The organism is Acinetobacter sp. SCLZS86, assembly GCF_021560715.1.
GTDB classification, from domain to species: Bacteria; Pseudomonadota; Gammaproteobacteria; order Pseudomonadales; family Moraxellaceae; genus Acinetobacter; species Acinetobacter towneri_A.
The window spans coordinates 762,053-779,914 of the sequence record NZ_CP090864.1; the positions used below are offsets into that span (position 1 = coordinate 762,053).

Here is a 17,862-nt window from a genome sequence, read left to right on the forward strand (position 1 = left end):
GTTATTCAATGACAACTTATGTGTCGCTCAATGACATTTTATGTGTCGCAAATGACAACTTATGTGTCGCGTGACGCGCGGTAATTATTACCAGCTCAACGCACCGCCAGTCTGATAGTCCGTCACACGCGTTTCAAAGAAGTTCTTCTCTTTACGCAAGTCCATCATTTCAGACATCCATTGGAATGGGTTGTTTACGCCAGCAAACTGTTCAGGTAAACCTAACTGGCTTAAACGACGGTTACAGATGAATTTCAAATACTCTTCCATCATGCCTGCGTTCATGCCCAATACGCCACGTGGCATGGTGTCACGTGCATATTCAATTTCAAGCATAGTACCTTCAAGAATCATTTGAATCACTTCTTGCTGGAATTCTGAAGTCCATAGATGCGGGTTCTCAATCTTGATTTGGTTAATCATGTCGATACCAAAGTTCAAGTGCATAGATTCATCGCGTAAAATGTATTGGAATTGCTCTGCAACACCGTTCATTTTGTTACGACGACCCATCGACAAGATTTGGCTGAAACCGCAGTAGAAGAAAATACCTTCAAGTACACAATAGAATGCGATCAAGTTGCGTAGCAAAATTTGGTCGTTTTCAGGTGTACCTGTTTTGAAAGTAGGATCGCTTAAAGATTGCGTGTACTTCAAGCCCCATGCTGCTTTACGCGCAACCGATGGTACTTCGCGGTACATATTGAAGACTTCACCTTCATCCATACCTAACGATTCGATACAGTACTGGTAAGCGTGAGTGTGAATCGCTTCTTCAAAGGCTTGACGCAAAATGTACTGGCGGCATTCAGGGTTGGTAATGTGGCGATAAATAGCCAATACCAAGTTATTAGCAACCAATGAGTCTGCAGTTGAGAAGAAACCAAGTGAACGCATAACAATGGTGCGCTCATCTTCAGTTAAGCCATTTTCAGACTTCCACAACGCGATGTCGTGGTTCATGTTGACTTCTTGCGGCATCCAGTGGTTTGCACAACCATCTAGATATTTTTGCCATGCCCATTCGTATTTGAACGGTACAAGCTGGTTTAAGTCTGCACGACAGTTGATCATGGCTTTATCATCAACCTGTACGCGCGATGCACCCATTTCCAGTTCTTCAAGACCTGGTGCAACGTCCAACTGATCTAGAGCGTTAGATGCTCTTGCCAACGGATCGGTTGAATCTGTTGCTCCACTTCTAGGGGCTGTAGCGGGTTGTGCAGCTGCCACAGTCTTCTGTGGTTGCTCTGCATGAGATACCATCTGCGTATCATGCGCTTTTTGCGGCTCGACGGGCGCAGACTTGTGTTCAGGAGCAGCCGGTTTTTGCGAATCATCTTCGAAATCGTCCCAACTTAGGATAGACATATCAATTCTCTCTTCGTTGCTTTATATCTTTTATGGACATCCAGCTACGCTGAGATGTCTTAATATACGCTTAATTTGTGAAAGCAAAATTAAGTTTTGCTCATCTTGGTCTGAAAAATGTACATTCCGACCAGTTTGCTCACGACTTATTTTGCTTTCGCTGTTGTTTTGCCGCTTGTACCCAAAAGTAAGCAATTGGTGCGTAAAACAACACTACAAAGGAAACCAGCAAGACCGCGAGTCCTAACATATAGTTGTGGGTCATGTGTGGCATGCTGATTTCCTTTAATTTATTTTTTACTCTGCTCAGTGGTGTAATAGTGATTGTGGTGAATGTTATAGGTAACATTTTGAACAGAGGAGTGGTTCAAGTTACTTGAACCTTCTCCTGTACCTTGTGCAAGTGTATTACTTTGAACATTATTGGTTTGGGAGTTATATAAATAAGCCCCCGTACTACCACATACTATTGTTAACACACTGAAAATAAATGCGTTAATCTTATTCATCTGCTTTCTCTAAAGAAAGCATGCTGAAATCAGAAGATCTAAACTGATACAACTATTCAGATATCTGATCTACAACATGCTGACATGTTAGCAATCATCATTATCTCAATGTAGCTGTATAAGCTTAAATTACTGACAAGCTTCACAATCAGGATTATCAATTGAACATGCCATTGGCACTGGTGCTGCTTGAGCAAAATCTTCATCAACAGCTGCTGCCGCTTCTGGTGCAGGAGTTGCTACAGGCGCTGCTGTTACTGTTGCAGGTTTTACTGCGTTCAATGCGCCCGTGTTAATAGTCGATTTCTCTGCAGAAGTCGCACCTAATGCACGTAGGTAATAAGTCGTTTTCAGACCACGTAACCATGCCATTTTATAAGTCAGGTCAAGTTTCTTACCGTTTGCACCTGCAATATACAAGTTCAACGATTGCGCCTGATCAATCCATTTTTGACGACGTGATGCTGCATCTACAATCCAGCGTGGCTCAACTTCAAACGCAGTCGCGAAAATTGCTTTCAATTCTTCAGGAATACGTGAAATTTTTTGTACTGAACCTTCAAAGTGTTTCAGGTCATTGACCATTACAGAATCCCACAAATCACGCGCTTTCAATGCACGAACGAGGTAAGGGTTGATTACTGTAAATTCACCAGACAAGTTCGACTTCACATATAAGTTTTGGAATGTCGGCTCAATAGACTGAGAAACACCACAAATATTTGAAATGGTTGCAGTCGGTGCAATCGCCATCACGTTTGAGTTACGCATACCGTCTTTTTGAACTTTGGCACGTAAGCTGTCCCAATCTAAACGCTGTGTACGGTCTACTTCAAACATACGTTCTGGACGTGATTTCGCCACAATGTCTAAAGAGTCAATTGGTAAGATGCCTTGATCCCACAATGAACCTTTAAATGTTTCGTAAGTACCACGCTCAACCGCCAAATCGCTAGACGTTTGAATCGCGTAGTAGCTGATCACTTCCATAGATTCATCGGCAAACTCAACTGCAGCATCTGAACCATAAGCTAAGTTCATTTCATAAAGTGCATCTTGGAAGCCCATGATGCCCATACCCACAGGGCGATGCTTCAAGTTTGAATTGCGTGCTTGTGGCACTGCGTAGTAGTTGATGTCGATCACGTTGTCGAGCATACGTACTGCAGTTTTAATAGTACGTGCTAATTTTTCACGGTCTAACACACCACCTTGAACGTGTTGCACAAGGTTGATTGAACCCAAGTTACATACCGCAATTTCATCTTGATTGGTATTGAGGGTAATTTCAGTACACAAGTTAGATGAGTGCACTACTCCAACGTGTTGTTGTGGTGAACGTAAGTTACATACGTCTTTGAATGTGATCCACGGGTGACCAGTTTCAAACAACATCGACAGCATTTTGCGCCACAAATCTTTTGCACGAAGTTTTTTGTGCAGCATGTTTGTTTCTTTGGCAATGCTTTCGTAATACGCATAACGCTCAGCAAAGGCTTCGCCTGTTAAGTCGTGCAAGTCAGGCGTTTCAGACGGCGTGAACAGTGTCCATTCTGCATCTTCAAAAACACGTTGCATAAACAAGTCAGGAACCCAGTTTGCGGTGTTCATGTCATGCGTACGGCGACGGTCATCACCAGTGTTTTTACGTAGTTCTAGGAATTCTTCGATGTCTAAGTGCCAAGTTTCTAAGTACGCACATACCGCACCTTTACGCTTACCACCTTGATTGACCGCAACAGCAGTATCGTTTGCTACTTTTAGGAACGGAACAACACCTTGAGATTTACCGTTAGTTCCTTTGATGTATGAGTTCAAAGCACGTACTGGCGTCCAGTCATTGCCTAAACCACCTGCCCATTTAGACAGCATTGCGTTGTCACGCATCGCGCCATAAATGTTGTAAAGGTCATCGGAAATTGTAGTTAAGTAACAGCTTGATAACTGTGGGCGTAGCGTACCTGAGTTAAACAGCGTAGGCGTAGATGCCATGTAGTCAAAGCTAGACAATAAGTTATAGAACTCGATTGCACGTGCTTCACGGTCATCTTCATTGAGCGCTAGACCCATTGACACACGCATGAAGAACAATTGTGGAAGTTCAAAGCGTACGCCATCTGAGTGAATGAAGTAACGGTCAAATAAAGTTTGCAGACCTAAATAGGTAAACTGGTTGGAGCGTTCAGGCTGAATCGCTGCAGCAAGTTTGGCAAGGTCAAACTCAAGTAAGTCTGCAGAAAGCAAATCAAGCTCAACACCTTTTTTCAGGAAAGTTTCTAATGCTTCGCCTTCAGGTGTATCTGTTGCCAAACCTAAAAACTCTAAACCTGTTGCCACCAAGTCATTACGCAATAAACGCGCAGTCACATAAGTATAGTTCGGCTCTTGCTCAATACGGGTACGGGTCGCCATCATCATGGTGGTTGAGATGTCAGACTCTTTTACACCGTTGTAGAGGTTTTTCACGGTTTCATCAATGATGGCATCTACATCAATGCCTTCTAAACCTTCTGCCGCTTTATTCACGGTTGCTTTTAAAGCACCTAAATCTAGTGGTTTAAGCTGACCATTTGCGTCGGTCACTTGTAAAGTCGGGTGATGGTTTTCACCTGCCTGCTTACGTGCTTCTGAGCGTTGTTCACGGTAGATGACATAAGCACGAGCAACTTTTTGCTCGCCTGTACGCATAAGCGCAAGTTCAACTTGATCTTGAATTTCTTCAATATGAATGGTTCCGCCAGACGGTAAACGGCGGTTGAATGTGTTCAACACCATTTCAGTCAGTTGTTCGATCCGATCATGAATGCGGCTTGAATCGGCGCTTTGTTGACCTTCTACAGCCAGAAACGCTTTGCCAATTGCAACTGCAATTTTTTCAGCATCAAAAGCGGCAACATCACCAGTGCGTTTAATCACTTGTAATTGACCAGGGGTTGAGGTGATTACGCTCATGTCAGCATAGCTCCATTGTCATCTATTGTTATGTTTATGGACCATTAAACTGGGCAAAATTTAGGCCGCAGTGATTGAGGGATAAACACAAGACTTAGTGGTTTAAAATTGAATTGAACACAAGATACGGGAAAATTGAGGGTAGATCAATATTGACTTTTTCTTTTAAATTTTGACTGATTTGGAATTAAGATTTTTCTCAAAAATACCGTTTTTTGTCCTTTGGGCTATAAGCCTTATCGGGCAAGGGCATAGCATAGCAAAGCTCGGAAAAAACTGCTTATAGATAACCTTGTGGATAACTTGAAAAGTTAAGAGATAATTTTTCCAAAGGCGGCAAGGGCTTGATCTAGTGCAAAAAATACCCATTTTGTAACTTAATATTTCTTAAATATGTTCAAAAATCACTAAAACTAGAAAAATACTATAAATTCAATGCTTAATAAAAATATAACAAAATAATACGCAGATGTATCAGTTTGGTGAACGGCATCTTGTTTACAATGTAAACGTGTGTATATTGCAAATTATATCAAGACCTATCTGTCAGATTTTAAAAGTGATAGGTCGAATCCAATAAAGGGACAGGTTATGAGTCAAGAAGAAAAGTTACCAAAAATTTTAATTGTTGAAGATGATGAACGTCTTGCACGACTTACGCAGGAATACTTAATTCGCAATGGTTTAGAAGTTGGGGTAGAACCAGATGGCAACCGCGCGATTCGCCGTATTATTGCCGAGCAACCCGATCTTGTGGTGCTAGATGTGATGTTACCAGGTGCCGATGGTTTAACCATTTGTCGTGAGGTTCGTCCACATTATCATCAACCGATTTTAATGCTGACTGCGCGTACTGAAGATATGGATCAGGTGCTAGGTCTAGAAATGGGTGCAGATGACTATGTTGCAAAACCTGTGCAGCCGCGCGTATTGTTGGCGCGTATTCGTGCTTTATTACGCCGTACCGACAAAGTGACTGAAGATGAAGTCGCACAGCGCATTGAATTTGATGATTTAGTGATTGATAACGGCGGCCGTGCTGTGACTTTAAATGGTGAGTTGGTTGATTTCACCAGCGCAGAATATGACCTGTTATGGTTATTGGCTTCGAATGCGGGGCGTATTTTATCTCGTGAAGATATTTTTGAGCGTCTGCGCGGCATTGAATATGATGGTCAAGACCGTTCAATTGACGTGCGTATTTCACGTATTCGTCCAAAAATTGGCGATGATCCTGAAAATCCAAAACGTATTAAAACTGTGCGCAGTAAAGGTTATTTATTCGTTAAAGAAACCAACGGCATGTAATACGCTTTTTTTCTGAGTTAAATACCGACTCAAATATAAAATAAGTCACATAGGACGGGTTTTGTGCTTAAACACAGTATATTCTTGCGCATCTATGCAGGATTGGTGATCTTAGTTGCAGTAGTTGCCATTTTGGCTTACTTATTGGTGCAAATCATCAACTATCAGCGTGCGCAAGAATATCGTGAGTCTTTAACTGATGGTATGGCTTATATTATTAGTGAAGGGATTGCACGACAACAAAACGAACAGCAAAAGAAAGACTGGATTTCTGATGCATCCGATTTGCTAGAATTGCCCATCTATTATGTGCAGGCAGACAAAGTAGATTTGTCGCGCACAGAGCTTCGACGGATTAAAGAACGTAAAGCCGCTGTGCGCTATGATGCCGAAAATATGATTGCTTATATTATTTTGGGCATGAAAGATGATCCAAATCATTATTTATATATCAAGGCAGATAAAATCACAGAACGGCAAATGAAAGCATTGCCGATTTTTGTTCTAGATTATTTGGTGTATTACCCTGGTCAGGAAAAAGAATATCTGGCCAAAATTCAGCAGCACTTTTCTTATCCAGTCAATATTAAAAATATTCAGGAACTTCCACTCGATTCCGAACAGATTGGGCGTTTAAGACTCGATCACAGCATTATTTTGTATCGTGACAATGCCACCGTGCGTGGTACAACCATCTCGATTGTTTCACCGATGCCAAATTCACCTTCAGAAGTCTTGGTTTTAGGGCCTGTGCCGTTATTTAACTGGATGCCATTCCAGTTGGCAGCAGGTATTACCTTGCTCAGTATGTTTATGTTGAGCTTGGGGGTTTATGGTCTGATCTTGCCTATGCAGCGTAAGATTCGCCAAGTGAACTATGCCTTAAACCGCACCAAATCGGGCGATTTAAACATGCGTTTGCCTGTAGATGGCACAGATGAAATGGCAAGTTTGGCATCGAGCTATAACAGCATGTCCGACCATATTCAGCGATTGATTGAGGCGCAGCGTGAACTGATGCGCGCTGTATCGCATGAGCTGCGCACGCCTGTGGCACGTATCCGTTTTGGTATGGAAATGATGGCAGAAGAAGATGATTATGAATACCGCTTACAGCAAGTCGAAATGATTGATAAAGACATTGAGGCTTTAAATACCTTAATTGATGAGATCATGACCTATGCCAAGCTTGAACAGGGTATGCCATCTTTAGAGATTGAAAAGATTGTTTTGGTTGAAGTGCTAGAGCAGGTGGTTACGGAAACAGAAGCGTTGAAAACCCAAAAAGATATACAGTTGCTTGCACCACCTTTGACTTTGGAAGTGGAAGCTGAACGCCGTTACTTGCACCGTGTGGTACAGAATTTTGTGGGAAATGCAATCCGTTACTGTGAGCATAAAGTTTTGATCAGTGGCGGCATTAACGAGCAAGGCATGGCCTATGTTTGTGTGGAAGATGATGGGCCAGGGATTCCTGAGCAAGACCGTGCACGTGTATTTGAGGCTTTTGCTCGTTTAGATGATAGCCGCACCCGCGCTTCAGGTGGTTATGGTTTAGGATTATCTATTGTGAGCCGCATTGCTTATTGGTTTGGCGGGAAAGTTGAAGTCGATCAGAGTCCAACCTTGGGTGGTGCACGTTTTACGATGGTTTGGCCGGCCAAACGGTTTAGTAAGGCAAGAAAAAAAGCCGCAGCAGAGAAAGAAAAAACCACCGATTCATTGACTTGATTTGAGTGAACCAAAACTAATTTTAGACATAAAAAAACCAGTGCAATTCAAGGCACTGGTTTTTTTAATTGCTTTTTTATCTCTATGCAGATCAATCTACAGCTGAGTGCGATTCTTTATATTGCTGATCGGCCTGTTCAAAACGGTCTGTCACTTCATGACTTGGCGCTTTACCCAATAAACTCACCACGACAATCGCAATCCAAGAACACACAAAGCCCGGAATAATTTCATAAATACCTGTGTCTGCCCAAAGGTTTTTCCAAAGAATCACCATAAGTGCACCGACAACCATCCCCGCCAATGCACCATTTAAAGTCATGCGTTTCCAGAACAAAGACAGAATAATTAGTGGGCCAAATGCTGCACCGAAGCCTGCCCAAGCATAAGAAACCAATCCCAATACTTTTGATTCAGGATTGCCTGCCATAAAAATAGCAAGCAAAGCAATCATGAGAACCATGCCGCGTCCGACCCAGACCAATTCATTTTGTGAAGCATTTTTTCGCAGGAAAGATTTGTAAAAATCTTCAGTTAAAGTACTTGAGCAGACCAAAAGTTGACAGCTTAGGGTACTCATCACAGCAGCTAAAATTGCCGCCAGTACCACACCTGCTACCCACGGATTAAACAGAATTTTGGTAAGTTCCATAAATACTGTTTCAGGGTTGGCATTCACAACACCTGCCAGTTCAGGATGTTGTTGGAAGTAGGCGATACCAAAAAAGCCTGCAGCCACCGCACCGCCTAAACATAATGTCATCCATGTCATGCCAATCCGACGTGCATTCGGAATAGACTTGACTGAATCAACCGCCATAAAACGCACTAAAATATGTGGCTGTCCAAAATAGCCTAAGCCCCATGCCATGAGGGAAATGATCGCCACCCAGCTTAAATCACCGACTAAATTCAGCGCTTGTGGGCGAGCTGCTTCTAAAGCAAGTGTAACTTGGCTGAGGTCAGAAAAGCTGAGTAGGGTAATGATTGGGGTCAGCAAGAGCGCAAAAATCATCAAGCCAGCTTGAATGGTGTCCGTCCAGCTGACTGCCAAGAAACCACCAATAAACACATAGCTAATGGTCGCAATGGCACTAATCCACAATGCAGTGCTGTAAGGCAAATCAAACATACTTTCAAATAAGCGCGCCCCTGCGACCATGCCCGAAGCACAATAAATTGCAAAGAAAACTAGAATTACGCAGGCAGATACAATTCTTAAGATTTTTCTTTGATCATTAAAACGATTTGAAAAATAGTCAGGCAAAGTCAGAGCATTGTGCTGTACTTCGGTGTGTACCCGTAAACGACCTGCCACCAAAAGCCAGTTTAACCATGCGCCAATAATCAGACCAATTGCAATCCATATTTCAGATAAACCTGAAAGATAAATGGCACCAGGCAAGCCCATCAGCAACCAACCACTCATATCGGATGCGCCTGCAGAAAGTGCGGTAACAAAACTGCCAAGGCGACGACCACCTAAAATGTAGTCCGAGAAATTTCGAGTCGCACGATAAGCCAATAAACCAATGACAATCATGGCGACAATATAAAACAGGAAAGTAATAATGGTGGGGTTGAGTGCGCTCATACAGTATCCATTTGGGTTTTGGACAGTCGACTAAAATACAGACCGCTGCTAGATGTGAGTCACACAATTTGGTGAGTCCAGACATCTCATTTGCGGTGCTCATTTCATCAATAAACGCGAAATTTAAACATACATTAAAAAATATTTCAGATTTTTTTCTGAATACGCATAAAATAGGCAGCTTGAAAGCTGCCTATCTTCTTGCTCTTTTTCTGATTTGCTTATGGATTATTGCGACCCATAACACCACGAATGGTATTCAAGACATCTGCAGGTAAGACCACAGTTTTGGCATTGTTCGATTTCGCCATATCTTGCATGGCTTTCACGTATTGCTCACCCAATAAGTACGCCACAGGAATTTCTTTATCACCTACCGCAGAGCTGACCATTTCAATAGCGCGTTGTGAAGATTCTGCCAATACAACTTGTGCTTCAGCATCACGACGCGAAGCTTCTAAACGACCATCGGCTTCTAAAATAGCCGCTTGTTTTTCACCATCGGCTTTGGTTACGGTAGCACGACGCTGACGTTCTGCTGCAGCTTGTTCTTCCATAGCCGCCTGCATGGTATGTGATGGTTTAATATCCTGAATTTCAACAGTTTTAAGGGTAATCCCCCAGTCTGAAATATCATCAGAAATAGCTGCTTTGAGTTTGGCTTTAATGTGATCACGTGAAGACAAGGCATCATCCAAATCCATTTCACCTACAATAGAACGCAATGAGGTTTGAACCAGGTTTTGAATCGCCCAAGTATAGTTTTCAATGCCATACACTGCTTTTTCAGGAGTCGTGAGGTTAATGTACGCCACCGCATTCATAAGCAAAACTGCGTTGTCACGGGTAATGACTTCCTGAGATGGAATATCTAACACAATATCTTTGGTGGTGACTTTATAGGCCACTTCATCGACATAAGGAATGACGAAGTTGAGTCCTGGTGCAAGTGTGGTGTGGTATTTACCCAGACGTTGCACAATCCATTTATAACCTTGCGGAACAATTCGCACGCCTTTAAAAATCGTAATTCCTACAAAGGCTAAAATCGCTAAAACAATAATAGATCCACCAGACATTTTAATTTCTCACTTTTTCGTTGTCATGTGCGCTGTGATGCGGCTGCACCACTAAATCATTACCCAAAATATCAATCACGCGAATCCGATCTCCCACTTGTACAGGGCTCGTGGTACGGCAGTTCCATTCGTCTGAACCGAGCACAGGCATAGGGAAACGGACTTTAATTTGATCATGTTCCAAGTTGGTTTGAATGACCATGCCAATTTGTCCAATGGTGGCTTCGCGTGATAAACCTGCTTTAGTTTTATCGGTAGATAAGGGTTTGATAAACTTAAACCACGCCAAGGTACACAGTACCGACAAGATAATCCACATCACCAATTGGGTAGTAGTGCCCATCATGGGGAACATCCAGTATAAAATACCGACCATGATTGCCCCAACGCCAAACCATAAAGCGGCAAACGCAGGCAAGAGCAGTTCTGAAAGCATTAACAAAACGCCTAGTACAAACCAGTGCCAAGGTTCAAGAACGAATTCCATACATCTACTCGCGTATTTTTACGATTGGTTGATTCTAGTTGCTTAGATAAACGCATCGACTTAAAAAGATGCGCTCTCATCACTTTAACAGATCAATAAGTTTATGAATATTAAAAAAATCACTGAATCTTAAAATTTCGGACGCGGTGCAGGTTTCAGCGCGGCAGGTGATTTTTTAAAGTGAGTGATGGCTTGCTGAATTGCTTTAACCTGTAATTGCGCAGCTTTTTCACCTTCTAAAATGGTTTGGTTACTGGCTTTTAAATCCAGTGTGCCAATATGTCCAACTTTCGGTTGAATCACGATATTGGCCTGCGCCAATTCCTGATTGATACTTTGCTGCCCCATAATATTTAAAGTTTGATCGAGTAAGCCCCACATGCTGACAGGTTGATTGCCTGTTGGACGTGCAGAAATATCCACCGCAATGACTAAATCAGCTCCCATGGCTTTAGCCGTCTGTACGGGAATCGGGCTAACCAAGCCACCATCTACATATTGTGTTCCACCAATGGTGGCAGGCACAAAAACATTCGGAATACTGCAAGAGGCGCGTACAGCTTGACCTGCATTACCTTTAATAAAGTCGGCTTTACGGCCATTATCTAAACGTGTGGCAACGGCAGCAAAACGAATTGGAAATTTCTCAATCGGTTTATTCGCCACGTGTTGATTGACGAAGTCTTGTAACTTTTGACCTGCAATAAAACCCTGACGGTTTAAGGTTAAATCACGAATGTCGGATTCTTTAAAGCTTAGGGCAATATGTTGGAGCTGATAAGGACTTTTGCCGCTGGCATATAAACTGCCGACAAAGCTGCCTGCACTGGTGCCTGTGACAATTTTGGGTTTAATCCCGTGAGATTCTAAAACCTTAATGACGCCAATATGTGCAAAGCCTTTGGCACCGCCGCCACCTAGCGCCAGTGCAATCACAGGCTCACGTGCTTGGATGGGGGTGGTGCTTGGCGGTGTTTTTGTTGTTTTGTCGCAGCCAGCCAAAGTTAGAGCAAGTACGCCCACTAAAGAATAACGAATCAGTTGCATATCGAATCTAAATTTAGATCAAAGAATATTGCGCCCATATGAACAAAAAATAGAAACTTTGACTAGCCCTTTTTCAAAAGCTTTTGTAACGGTTTTGCCAACCAATGTGGATTTTTAGCCGAAAATTTGCCGTTATAGTGCGCATAAATTGCTTCTAAATCTTGAGCATAATTACCCGTAGGAACAAACACGCCCAAAATATGGATGGTTTTATGTGCATAATCAAAAGAGAACATCACAATTGGAATATTGGCACCGTAGGCAATATGGTAAAAGCCACTGCGAATATTTTCGGCTTGTTTGCGGGTACCTTCGGGCGCCATACCAATCCAGATTTTTTCTTTTTTTCGTACAATTTCAATAATATCTTGGGTATGTCCTTGTGGAGAATGTCGCACCACAGGAATCACCCCAATCCAGTTTAAAAGTGGTTTGAGCGGGGTTTTAAATAAAGTGTGCTTACCAAAAATAGTAATTTGAATACCTAAACCGAGTAGGGCGGTAAAACCATGCCACGCATCAATATTTGACGTATGCGGTGAGATAATAGCAACTGCTTTGGGTAAGTTAGGAAACTCGCCCACCATTTGCCAACCTTGTGCCAAAAAAATATTTTTAAATAAAGCACGACTACTGGCTGTTCCACGTTGTGGCACTTGGTCGGGTAACTGTGGAAATTGCCGTACACTGCGTGCAAAAGGATTGCTGAGTTTCATGAATACGATGTCATCCTGACGTGCGTGAATAACAACAAAAAAGATCCAATATCATGACGCATGAATCTAAATCTATTCAAGATATTAGACTTTCGCTTTGTCTGATTCATTGGCAAAATAGTCGAAATCTGAATGTGAAAGTGATGAAAAATAACAATCCATTATTCAAAATTTTAGTGTAGTACTGCGTTATTTTGATCTTTTGCCCATGTCTAAATTGAGATGCTATGCCCAATTTGCGCCAAACCTATTTGTTGTTATTTTCTCTGTATTGGGCGCAGGGCTTGCCTGTTGGCTTTATGACTCATGCCTTGCCTGTGATTTTACGTGCGCAAGGAGTGTCTTTGGCACACATTGGCGGTTTTGGTTTGTTAATGCTGCCGTGGTCAATCAAAGTATTTTGGGCGCCATTGGTAGATCGCTTTGGATATTCATATTTGGGGCATTATCGTAGCTGGATTTTGCCGTGCCAATGGCTGAGTGTTTTGGTGCTGATTGGGCTGTCTTTTTTACCGATTGAGTCCTTAAATCATCCTATATATTTGTGGGTATTTTTTGTGGCTTTGCTCAGCATGAATTTGGTCGGTGCAACCCAAGATATTGCCACCGATGGTTTGGCGGTCAATATTTTACAAGCCAAACAGCAACATTGGGGCAATACCTTTCAGGTGGTAGGTTCACGACTGGGCTTTATTGTCGGTGGTGGAGCAATTCTGTGGGCATTGGATTGGCTAGATTGGCAAAAAACTTTCTTAATTTTAGCGGCATTGGTGTTTTTAAATACCTTGCCAATTTTAATGTTTAAAGAGCCACGACATGCGGCTAATCAAGTGCTTGTTCAAGCTCAAAGCAAAATGTCATTTCCCGCACGCCTTGCTGCGATTCGTGAATATTTGCGCTATTTTGTTGAAACGCCTGTGCTGTACGCATGGCTATGGGTGTTACTCAGCTTTAAAATTGCCGATGGTTTGGCTGGCCCCTTATTAAAACCTTTTATGGTGGATTTAGGCTTAAGCTTTTCTCAAATTGGCATTTACGTGACCATGTTGGGGGCAATGGCCGCTTTGTTAGGTGCAGGCATCGCAGGGTTGATGCTGAAATGGTGGTCTAGAGCGCATGCCCTCATCATTTTTTCTGTGCTTAAAATTTTGAGTTTAGTGGCCTATGCTTATTTGGCTGAATTGTATGAACAACAAGTTGATGTTGCACACTGGCTGATTTATAGCATTAATGCGGCGGAAGATTTGTGCTCTGCCATGTTACTTGTAGTGATGCTAACCTTGATTATGCAGTACAGTCGTAAACAATACGCAGGGACTGACTTTACATTTCAGGTTGCGATTATGGCGACTGTGAGCGGGGTACTTTATACCCTGAGTGGAATGTTGGGCGATGCTTTAGGCTATGCGAATTACTTACTGTTGATTTGTATTGTTGCGATTTTTTGCCTTGTACCGATCTGGAAATGGGCAAAGCTTGCGAAAGGCGCTCGCTCGTCAGCACTTGAATAAGAAGGTAGATCATCAATGCATAATAATAGGCTTGAACCACATTAAAAATTCATTGAGTGGAAAAATAAAAGCGACCCTTAAAGAGTCGCTGGAGTATAAAAGGTATCCACATTGAAGCAGATACCGATGTCGTTTTTGTATTTTCAAAAATTATTATTTGCGCTTTGAGTGCTTCACTTCGGCAGCGCAGGCAGTATAACTTTAAATTATGACAATCCTGCGACAATTTAAGTCGCATAGAAATGTGTTGCAGCTAAAATCAACATATTCTAGCTGCGATATGCAGTATTGATTGCCAGTGTCCATTGTTGGTGATTACAACGCGGACAGGCTTCATTGGCGTGTTCAAGTAAACGGACATGCCCACAATACATGCAGGCATAATATGTGTTTGGAGTTGTGCGGTACACGGGTTGGCAAGCTTTAGGAAATAAGGGTAAACCATAGCGTGTGGCACCGTCATGAAAAAATAACATGCTGAATTTGCCATCAGTTTCTAGTAAACCGACACGTACTTGCCCTAAATGCTCCACACCTTGTTGGCGCATTTCGGCAAAGAATTCATCATGCGACATTTTGCCGTATTTAATTTTTTCTAAGACCAGTTCGCCATTTTCTACAATATACAGCGATTTACCTTCAATCAAATCTTCAAAGGGTTGGTATTTCATCATGAGCCATGTGGTCAGGCGATACATTCCAATCACCACTGTCATTACCACCAAGGCGTGTACCAAAGGTAAATCTTCAGTGAACATGGGGTCGCCCGCAATAGAACCGAGCGATAAAATAATGGCCAATTCAAAAATAGAAAGCTGGCGTACTCCACGTTTCCCTGTAAGGCGCAAAAATATAATAATCATGCTAAACATGAGTGCTGCCCGAATCATTAATTCGGCAACAAATGCCCATGTAGTATCGTGAATAAAGATGGTAAACCAATCCATAGACTGTCTATTTTGTTATTTTGATGCTTGATACTATGCTTAAATTGCGTGGGTAAAATAGTGGTTTTGAGTAAAGAACTGCAATTATTTGAGTGGTTTAGGAAAATAAAAATTTGTTATGATGGCTAAAAACTATAAATACAAAAAATAATGAATCAAAAGATGAATTCACAACTCTTACAATTTGCCAAATCTATGCGTCATGTTGCTACGGATGCTGAAAATTTGCTGTGGCAAATACTCCTTGCCAAGCGTTTTATGAATCTGAAATTTCGTCGTCAGTATGTGATTAAACCTTATATTGTGGATTTTTTTCTGTCATGAAATTGGTTTGGTGATTGAGTTGGATGGTGGTCAGCATGGAACAGATGATGCTGTCGAATATGATGCAGAACGGACGAAGTTTTTAGAGACTTTGGGTTTAAGCGTTGTGCGTTATTGGAATCATGATGTGTTGGGGCGGACGGATGTGGTTTTAGAAGATTTGTGGCAGAGGTGTTTTGAGTTAAAAATCAAAATCACCTCTCCCTGACCCTCTGCTGAGAGGAGAGGGAATATTCATTGAGTTTCAAACTACAGTGGAATTCACAAAGATTGCTCCCTCTCCCTATGGGAGAGGGCTGGGGTGAGGGAAAAGAGCTATCTGCGCATAGATTCAGTTATTCTTAATATGGCTGCTTGCTTTTGCTCAAAGGTAGCTGTTGATAAATCAATTTCGAGTAAATCATCAATAGTTTGTACTTGTTTTCCAGTCATGTCTTTATAACCTGCAAATTCCTGATAAAAACGATTTAGGTCACACATTTTTACAGTAGCTTTACCTTTAGGGGTGTGAGCTTTTAGGAAATAGTGATCAGGATAATCACAGTGATTTGCAGAGATACGTTCAATATGATTTTCATATATATCATATAAAGGATGAATGATTTTGAAGCGCCCACTCGTGCGCGGATAGGTAGGCTGTGAGCAAGCTCTATCTCCATTTACATGAGGATTTTGATCACCTTTTTCTCGGTTGCAGTCTGGACAGATGACAATTAAGTTTCTAGGTTCAAATAAGAATTGAGGAAATAATGATTTAGGTAAAATATGCTCTACTTGCCAATGGAATCCATTAGTTGAAAAAATATATTGCTTACAGTAAAAGCAAGTAAGTTTTTGATCAGATAAATAGTGAGCACGAATTAAAGATCGAAAAGCTTGTACATCTTTATTTGTCTCATTATTCCAAAGCTGATAGTTCTCTTTATCATAGTTATCAATAAAAGTTTGAAGTTCACTAGGTATTTGACACACTTGCATTTCAACCTCTGTAACTTTTGATAAGCTTGAAAAGAACGAACACTTTATCATCTTCATGAATTTTTTTATTATTGATTAAAATATCTAGATTTTTTAAAAGTTCTTGGCTTTCTAAGTCTAGATGAAAATTATCTTCTGTGTTTAACTTGTTTAAAATAACGATTAATTTTCTAATTAAATACTCATTATTATTACCAGGAAAGTTGAAAACCTCACTTAATTGAAAGTCGGAAGATCTATTTCTAAGATTATTAATATTTTGATTTATATTTTTTTCTAAATCATGAATATAAATATTTTCTCCATTAGCTCCCGAAATTATTTGTGGAGCATGAGTGGCTATAAAAAAATGACATTGTTTAAATTTTTGAAAGACATTATTTAGAAAGTTAATAACCTGACTTTGCCATTCAGGATGTAAGTTAATCTCAGGTTCATCTATACATATAATTGAATCATTTTCTAGAAATATTAGTAAGAATAAACCGAGAGTTAAAAATGATGTTTCACCAGAACTAAGATCTCGATATGAAATTTTTTCGCCTTTTTTTATAAAATTAATTTTTTTGATTTTCCACAGATCTAAAGCTATACCATAACCCACTGCTGAAAATGTTTTTAAATCTCTAGCCATAGGGAAATAATAATCAGTTAATTTATTATTATAAAGATTAATAGCAATTTCTTTAAGAATTTCATGATTTTCAGTTTTATTTTGAAAAGCTAACATTTTTTCATTAAAGGCATTAATGAAAATATCTGATGATTTTTTATTTCGATTAAAAGTAATATGGATGTTCTTTTCGAAACCTAAGAAATCTAAAACTTTATCTAATAAATAAGCACGGTGAGGGTCTTGTTTTAATTTTAGAATTAATAAAGGTATAAGATTTTGTATATTCCACTCTTTAAATTGCATTAGTGACATAGTATGAAATAATTGTTTTTCAATCGCTAAATGCACTAACTCTTGATCCATTAGTCCATGTAGAGCATTACAGTAAGCATAATTTTTTAATATATTCTTATTGTTTGCGTAGCATAAATAACCAAAAGTTTTATCGTTATTAAGCTGAGGGAATTTATGATACATGGAGTTAGAAAAAGCAAGAACATATTTTCTTTCCTCAATTCCTCGCATTACTAAACTATTTAGTAAGCGACTTTTTCCACTACCATTTTTTCCTACAAGAACAGTAAATATATTTTTTTCTGTTGAAATAATTTCATCACTATAAAAAGTATAAGTTTTTCCACTACTGTTATGTTTATGAATAAAAGCCATATCGTAAAAAATAAAGGGCTGAA

General features: G+C 40.7%; 15 protein-coding genes and 1 pseudogene. 4 read left to right on the top strand and 12 right to left on the bottom strand.

All coding sequences use genetic code 11. From position 1 onward, the window contains the following. Positions 1 to 87: 87 nt before the first annotated feature. The 4 genes from LZP46_RS03500 to LZP46_RS03510 form a co-directional block, all read right to left on the bottom strand. Positions 88 to 1,371 carry a ribonucleotide-diphosphate reductase subunit beta gene (locus LZP46_RS03500; protein ID WP_236094682.1) on the bottom strand — a complete coding sequence of 428 codons (1,284 nt, stop codon included), beginning with the start codon at positions 1,369 to 1,371 and terminating at the stop codon, positions 88 to 90. 139 nt (positions 1,372 to 1,510) lie between these two features. Next, on the bottom strand, positions 1,511 to 1,645 hold the full coding sequence (locus tag LZP46_RS16290) for a hypothetical protein (RefSeq protein WP_004972322.1): 135 nt from the start codon (positions 1,643 to 1,645) through the stop codon (positions 1,511 to 1,513). A gap of 16 nt (positions 1,646 to 1,661) precedes the next feature. Further along, complete coding sequence (locus LZP46_RS03505; protein WP_167845827.1) at positions 1,662 to 1,880, bottom strand: hypothetical protein; 219 nt, start codon at positions 1,878 to 1,880, stop codon at positions 1,662 to 1,664. Positions 1,881 to 2,009: 129 nt separating this feature from the next. Then, positions 2,010 to 4,832 carry a ribonucleoside-diphosphate reductase subunit alpha gene (locus LZP46_RS03510; protein ID WP_236094683.1) on the bottom strand — a complete coding sequence of 941 codons (2,823 nt, stop codon included), beginning with the start codon at positions 4,830 to 4,832 and terminating at the stop codon, positions 2,010 to 2,012. 591 nt (positions 4,833 to 5,423) lie between these two features. Here LZP46_RS03510 and bfmR point away from each other — a divergent pair. Next, positions 5,424 to 6,140, top strand: coding sequence for a response regulator transcription factor BfmR (gene bfmR / locus LZP46_RS03515; RefSeq protein ID WP_004972318.1), 717 nt, complete (start codon positions 5,424 to 5,426; stop codon positions 6,138 to 6,140). 63 nt (positions 6,141 to 6,203) lie between these two features. Next, positions 6,204 to 7,871 carry a sensor histidine kinase BfmS gene (gene bfmS / locus LZP46_RS03520; RefSeq protein WP_236094684.1) on the top strand — a complete coding sequence of 556 codons (1,668 nt, stop codon included), beginning with the start codon at positions 6,204 to 6,206 and terminating at the stop codon, positions 7,869 to 7,871. Positions 7,872 to 7,962: 91 nt separating this feature from the next. On the opposite strand, the gene putP is transcribed toward bfmS, so the two are convergent. The 5 genes from putP to LZP46_RS03545 all read right to left on the bottom strand — a co-directional run bounded on the left by putP (position 7,963) and on the right by LZP46_RS03545 (position 12,794). Continuing rightward, complete coding sequence (putP, locus tag LZP46_RS03525) at positions 7,963 to 9,465, bottom strand: sodium/proline symporter PutP (RefSeq protein ID WP_236094685.1); 1,503 nt, start codon at positions 9,463 to 9,465, stop codon at positions 7,963 to 7,965. 221 nt (positions 9,466 to 9,686) lie between these two features. Next, entirely contained in the window at positions 9,687 to 10,544 is an 858-nt protein-coding gene (locus LZP46_RS03530; protein ID WP_004972306.1) for an SPFH domain-containing protein, read from the bottom strand. 1 nt (position 10,545) lies between these two features. Beyond that, the gene (locus tag LZP46_RS03535) at positions 10,546 to 11,031 is read right to left on the bottom strand and encodes an NfeD family protein (RefSeq protein WP_070153002.1); all 486 of its coding nucleotides are present in this window, start codon (positions 11,029 to 11,031) and stop codon (positions 10,546 to 10,548) included. 129 nt (positions 11,032 to 11,160) lie between these two features. Then, on the bottom strand, positions 11,161 to 12,078 hold the full coding sequence (locus LZP46_RS03540; RefSeq protein ID WP_236094686.1) for a patatin-like phospholipase family protein: 918 nt from the start codon (positions 12,076 to 12,078) through the stop codon (positions 11,161 to 11,163). Positions 12,079 to 12,140: 62 nt separating this feature from the next. Then, a complete protein-coding gene (locus LZP46_RS03545) occupies positions 12,141 to 12,794 on the bottom strand; it encodes a 1-acyl-sn-glycerol-3-phosphate acyltransferase (RefSeq protein ID WP_236094687.1) in 654 nt (217 codons plus the stop codon). A gap of 227 nt (positions 12,795 to 13,021) precedes the next feature. Between LZP46_RS03545 and LZP46_RS03550 the strand changes: the two genes are divergently transcribed. Further along, complete coding sequence (locus LZP46_RS03550) at positions 13,022 to 14,305, top strand: MFS transporter (protein ID WP_236094688.1); 1,284 nt, start codon at positions 13,022 to 13,024, stop codon at positions 14,303 to 14,305. Between the two features lie 269 nt (positions 14,306 to 14,574). On the opposite strand, the gene LZP46_RS03555 is transcribed toward LZP46_RS03550, so the two are convergent. Continuing rightward, positions 14,575 to 15,252: a YetF domain-containing protein gene (locus tag LZP46_RS03555; RefSeq protein ID WP_070153014.1), complete on the bottom strand. Its 678-nt coding sequence runs from the start codon at positions 15,250 to 15,252 to the stop codon at positions 14,575 to 14,577. Positions 15,253 to 15,402: 150 nt separating this feature from the next. Here LZP46_RS03555 and LZP46_RS03560 point away from each other — a divergent pair. Next, positions 15,403 to 15,784 (top strand): annotated as a pseudogene (locus tag LZP46_RS03560) (endonuclease domain-containing protein). Between the two features lie 107 nt (positions 15,785 to 15,891). Here LZP46_RS03560 and LZP46_RS03565 read toward each other — a convergent pair. Beyond that, positions 15,892 to 16,554: an HNH endonuclease gene (locus tag LZP46_RS03565; RefSeq protein WP_236094689.1), complete on the bottom strand. Its 663-nt coding sequence runs from the start codon at positions 16,552 to 16,554 to the stop codon at positions 15,892 to 15,894. 1 nt (position 16,555) lies between these two features. Then, the gene (locus LZP46_RS03570; protein WP_236094690.1) at positions 16,556 to 17,839 is read right to left on the bottom strand and encodes an AAA family ATPase; all 1,284 of its coding nucleotides are present in this window, start codon (positions 17,837 to 17,839) and stop codon (positions 16,556 to 16,558) included. Between the last annotated feature and the right edge of the window lie 23 nt (positions 17,840 to 17,862).

Excerpts from the sequence above, each read along its gene's own strand:
- LZP46_RS03510 (WP_236094683.1), bottom strand. The coding sequence starts at position 4,832 with ATGAGCGTAATCACCTCAACCCCTGGTCAATTACAAGTGATTAAACGC.
- LZP46_RS03545 (WP_236094687.1), bottom strand. The coding sequence starts at position 12,794 with ATGAAACTCAGCAATCCTTTTGCACGCAGTGTACGGCAATTTCCACAG.
- LZP46_RS03535 (WP_070153002.1), bottom strand. The coding sequence starts at position 11,031 with ATGGAATTCGTTCTTGAACCTTGGCACTGGTTTGTACTAGGCGTTTTG.
- LZP46_RS16290 (WP_004972322.1), bottom strand. The coding sequence starts at position 1,645 with ATGCCACACATGACCCACAACTATATGTTAGGACTCGCGGTCTTGCTG.
- LZP46_RS03550 (WP_236094688.1), top strand. The coding sequence starts at position 13,022 with ATGCCCAATTTGCGCCAAACCTATTTGTTGTTATTTTCTCTGTATTGG.
- LZP46_RS03555 (WP_070153014.1), bottom strand. The coding sequence starts at position 15,252 with ATGGATTGGTTTACCATCTTTATTCACGATACTACATGGGCATTTGTT.
- bfmR (WP_004972318.1), top strand. The coding sequence starts at position 5,424 with ATGAGTCAAGAAGAAAAGTTACCAAAAATTTTAATTGTTGAAGATGAT.
- LZP46_RS03500 (WP_236094682.1), bottom strand. The coding sequence starts at position 1,371 with ATGTCTATCCTAAGTTGGGACGATTTCGAAGATGATTCGCAAAAACCG.
- LZP46_RS03530 (WP_004972306.1), bottom strand. The coding sequence starts at position 10,544 with ATGTCTGGTGGATCTATTATTGTTTTAGCGATTTTAGCCTTTGTAGGA.
- LZP46_RS03505 (WP_167845827.1), bottom strand. The coding sequence starts at position 1,880 with ATGAATAAGATTAACGCATTTATTTTCAGTGTGTTAACAATAGTATGT.
- LZP46_RS03540 (WP_236094686.1), bottom strand. The coding sequence starts at position 12,078 with ATGCAACTGATTCGTTATTCTTTAGTGGGCGTACTTGCTCTAACTTTG.
- LZP46_RS03570 (WP_236094690.1), bottom strand. The coding sequence starts at position 17,839 with ATGGCTTTTATTCATAAACATAACAGTAGTGGAAAAACTTATACTTTT.
- LZP46_RS03565 (WP_236094689.1), bottom strand. The coding sequence starts at position 16,554 with ATGCAAGTGTGTCAAATACCTAGTGAACTTCAAACTTTTATTGATAAC.
- putP (WP_236094685.1), bottom strand. The coding sequence starts at position 9,465 with ATGAGCGCACTCAACCCCACCATTATTACTTTCCTGTTTTATATTGTC.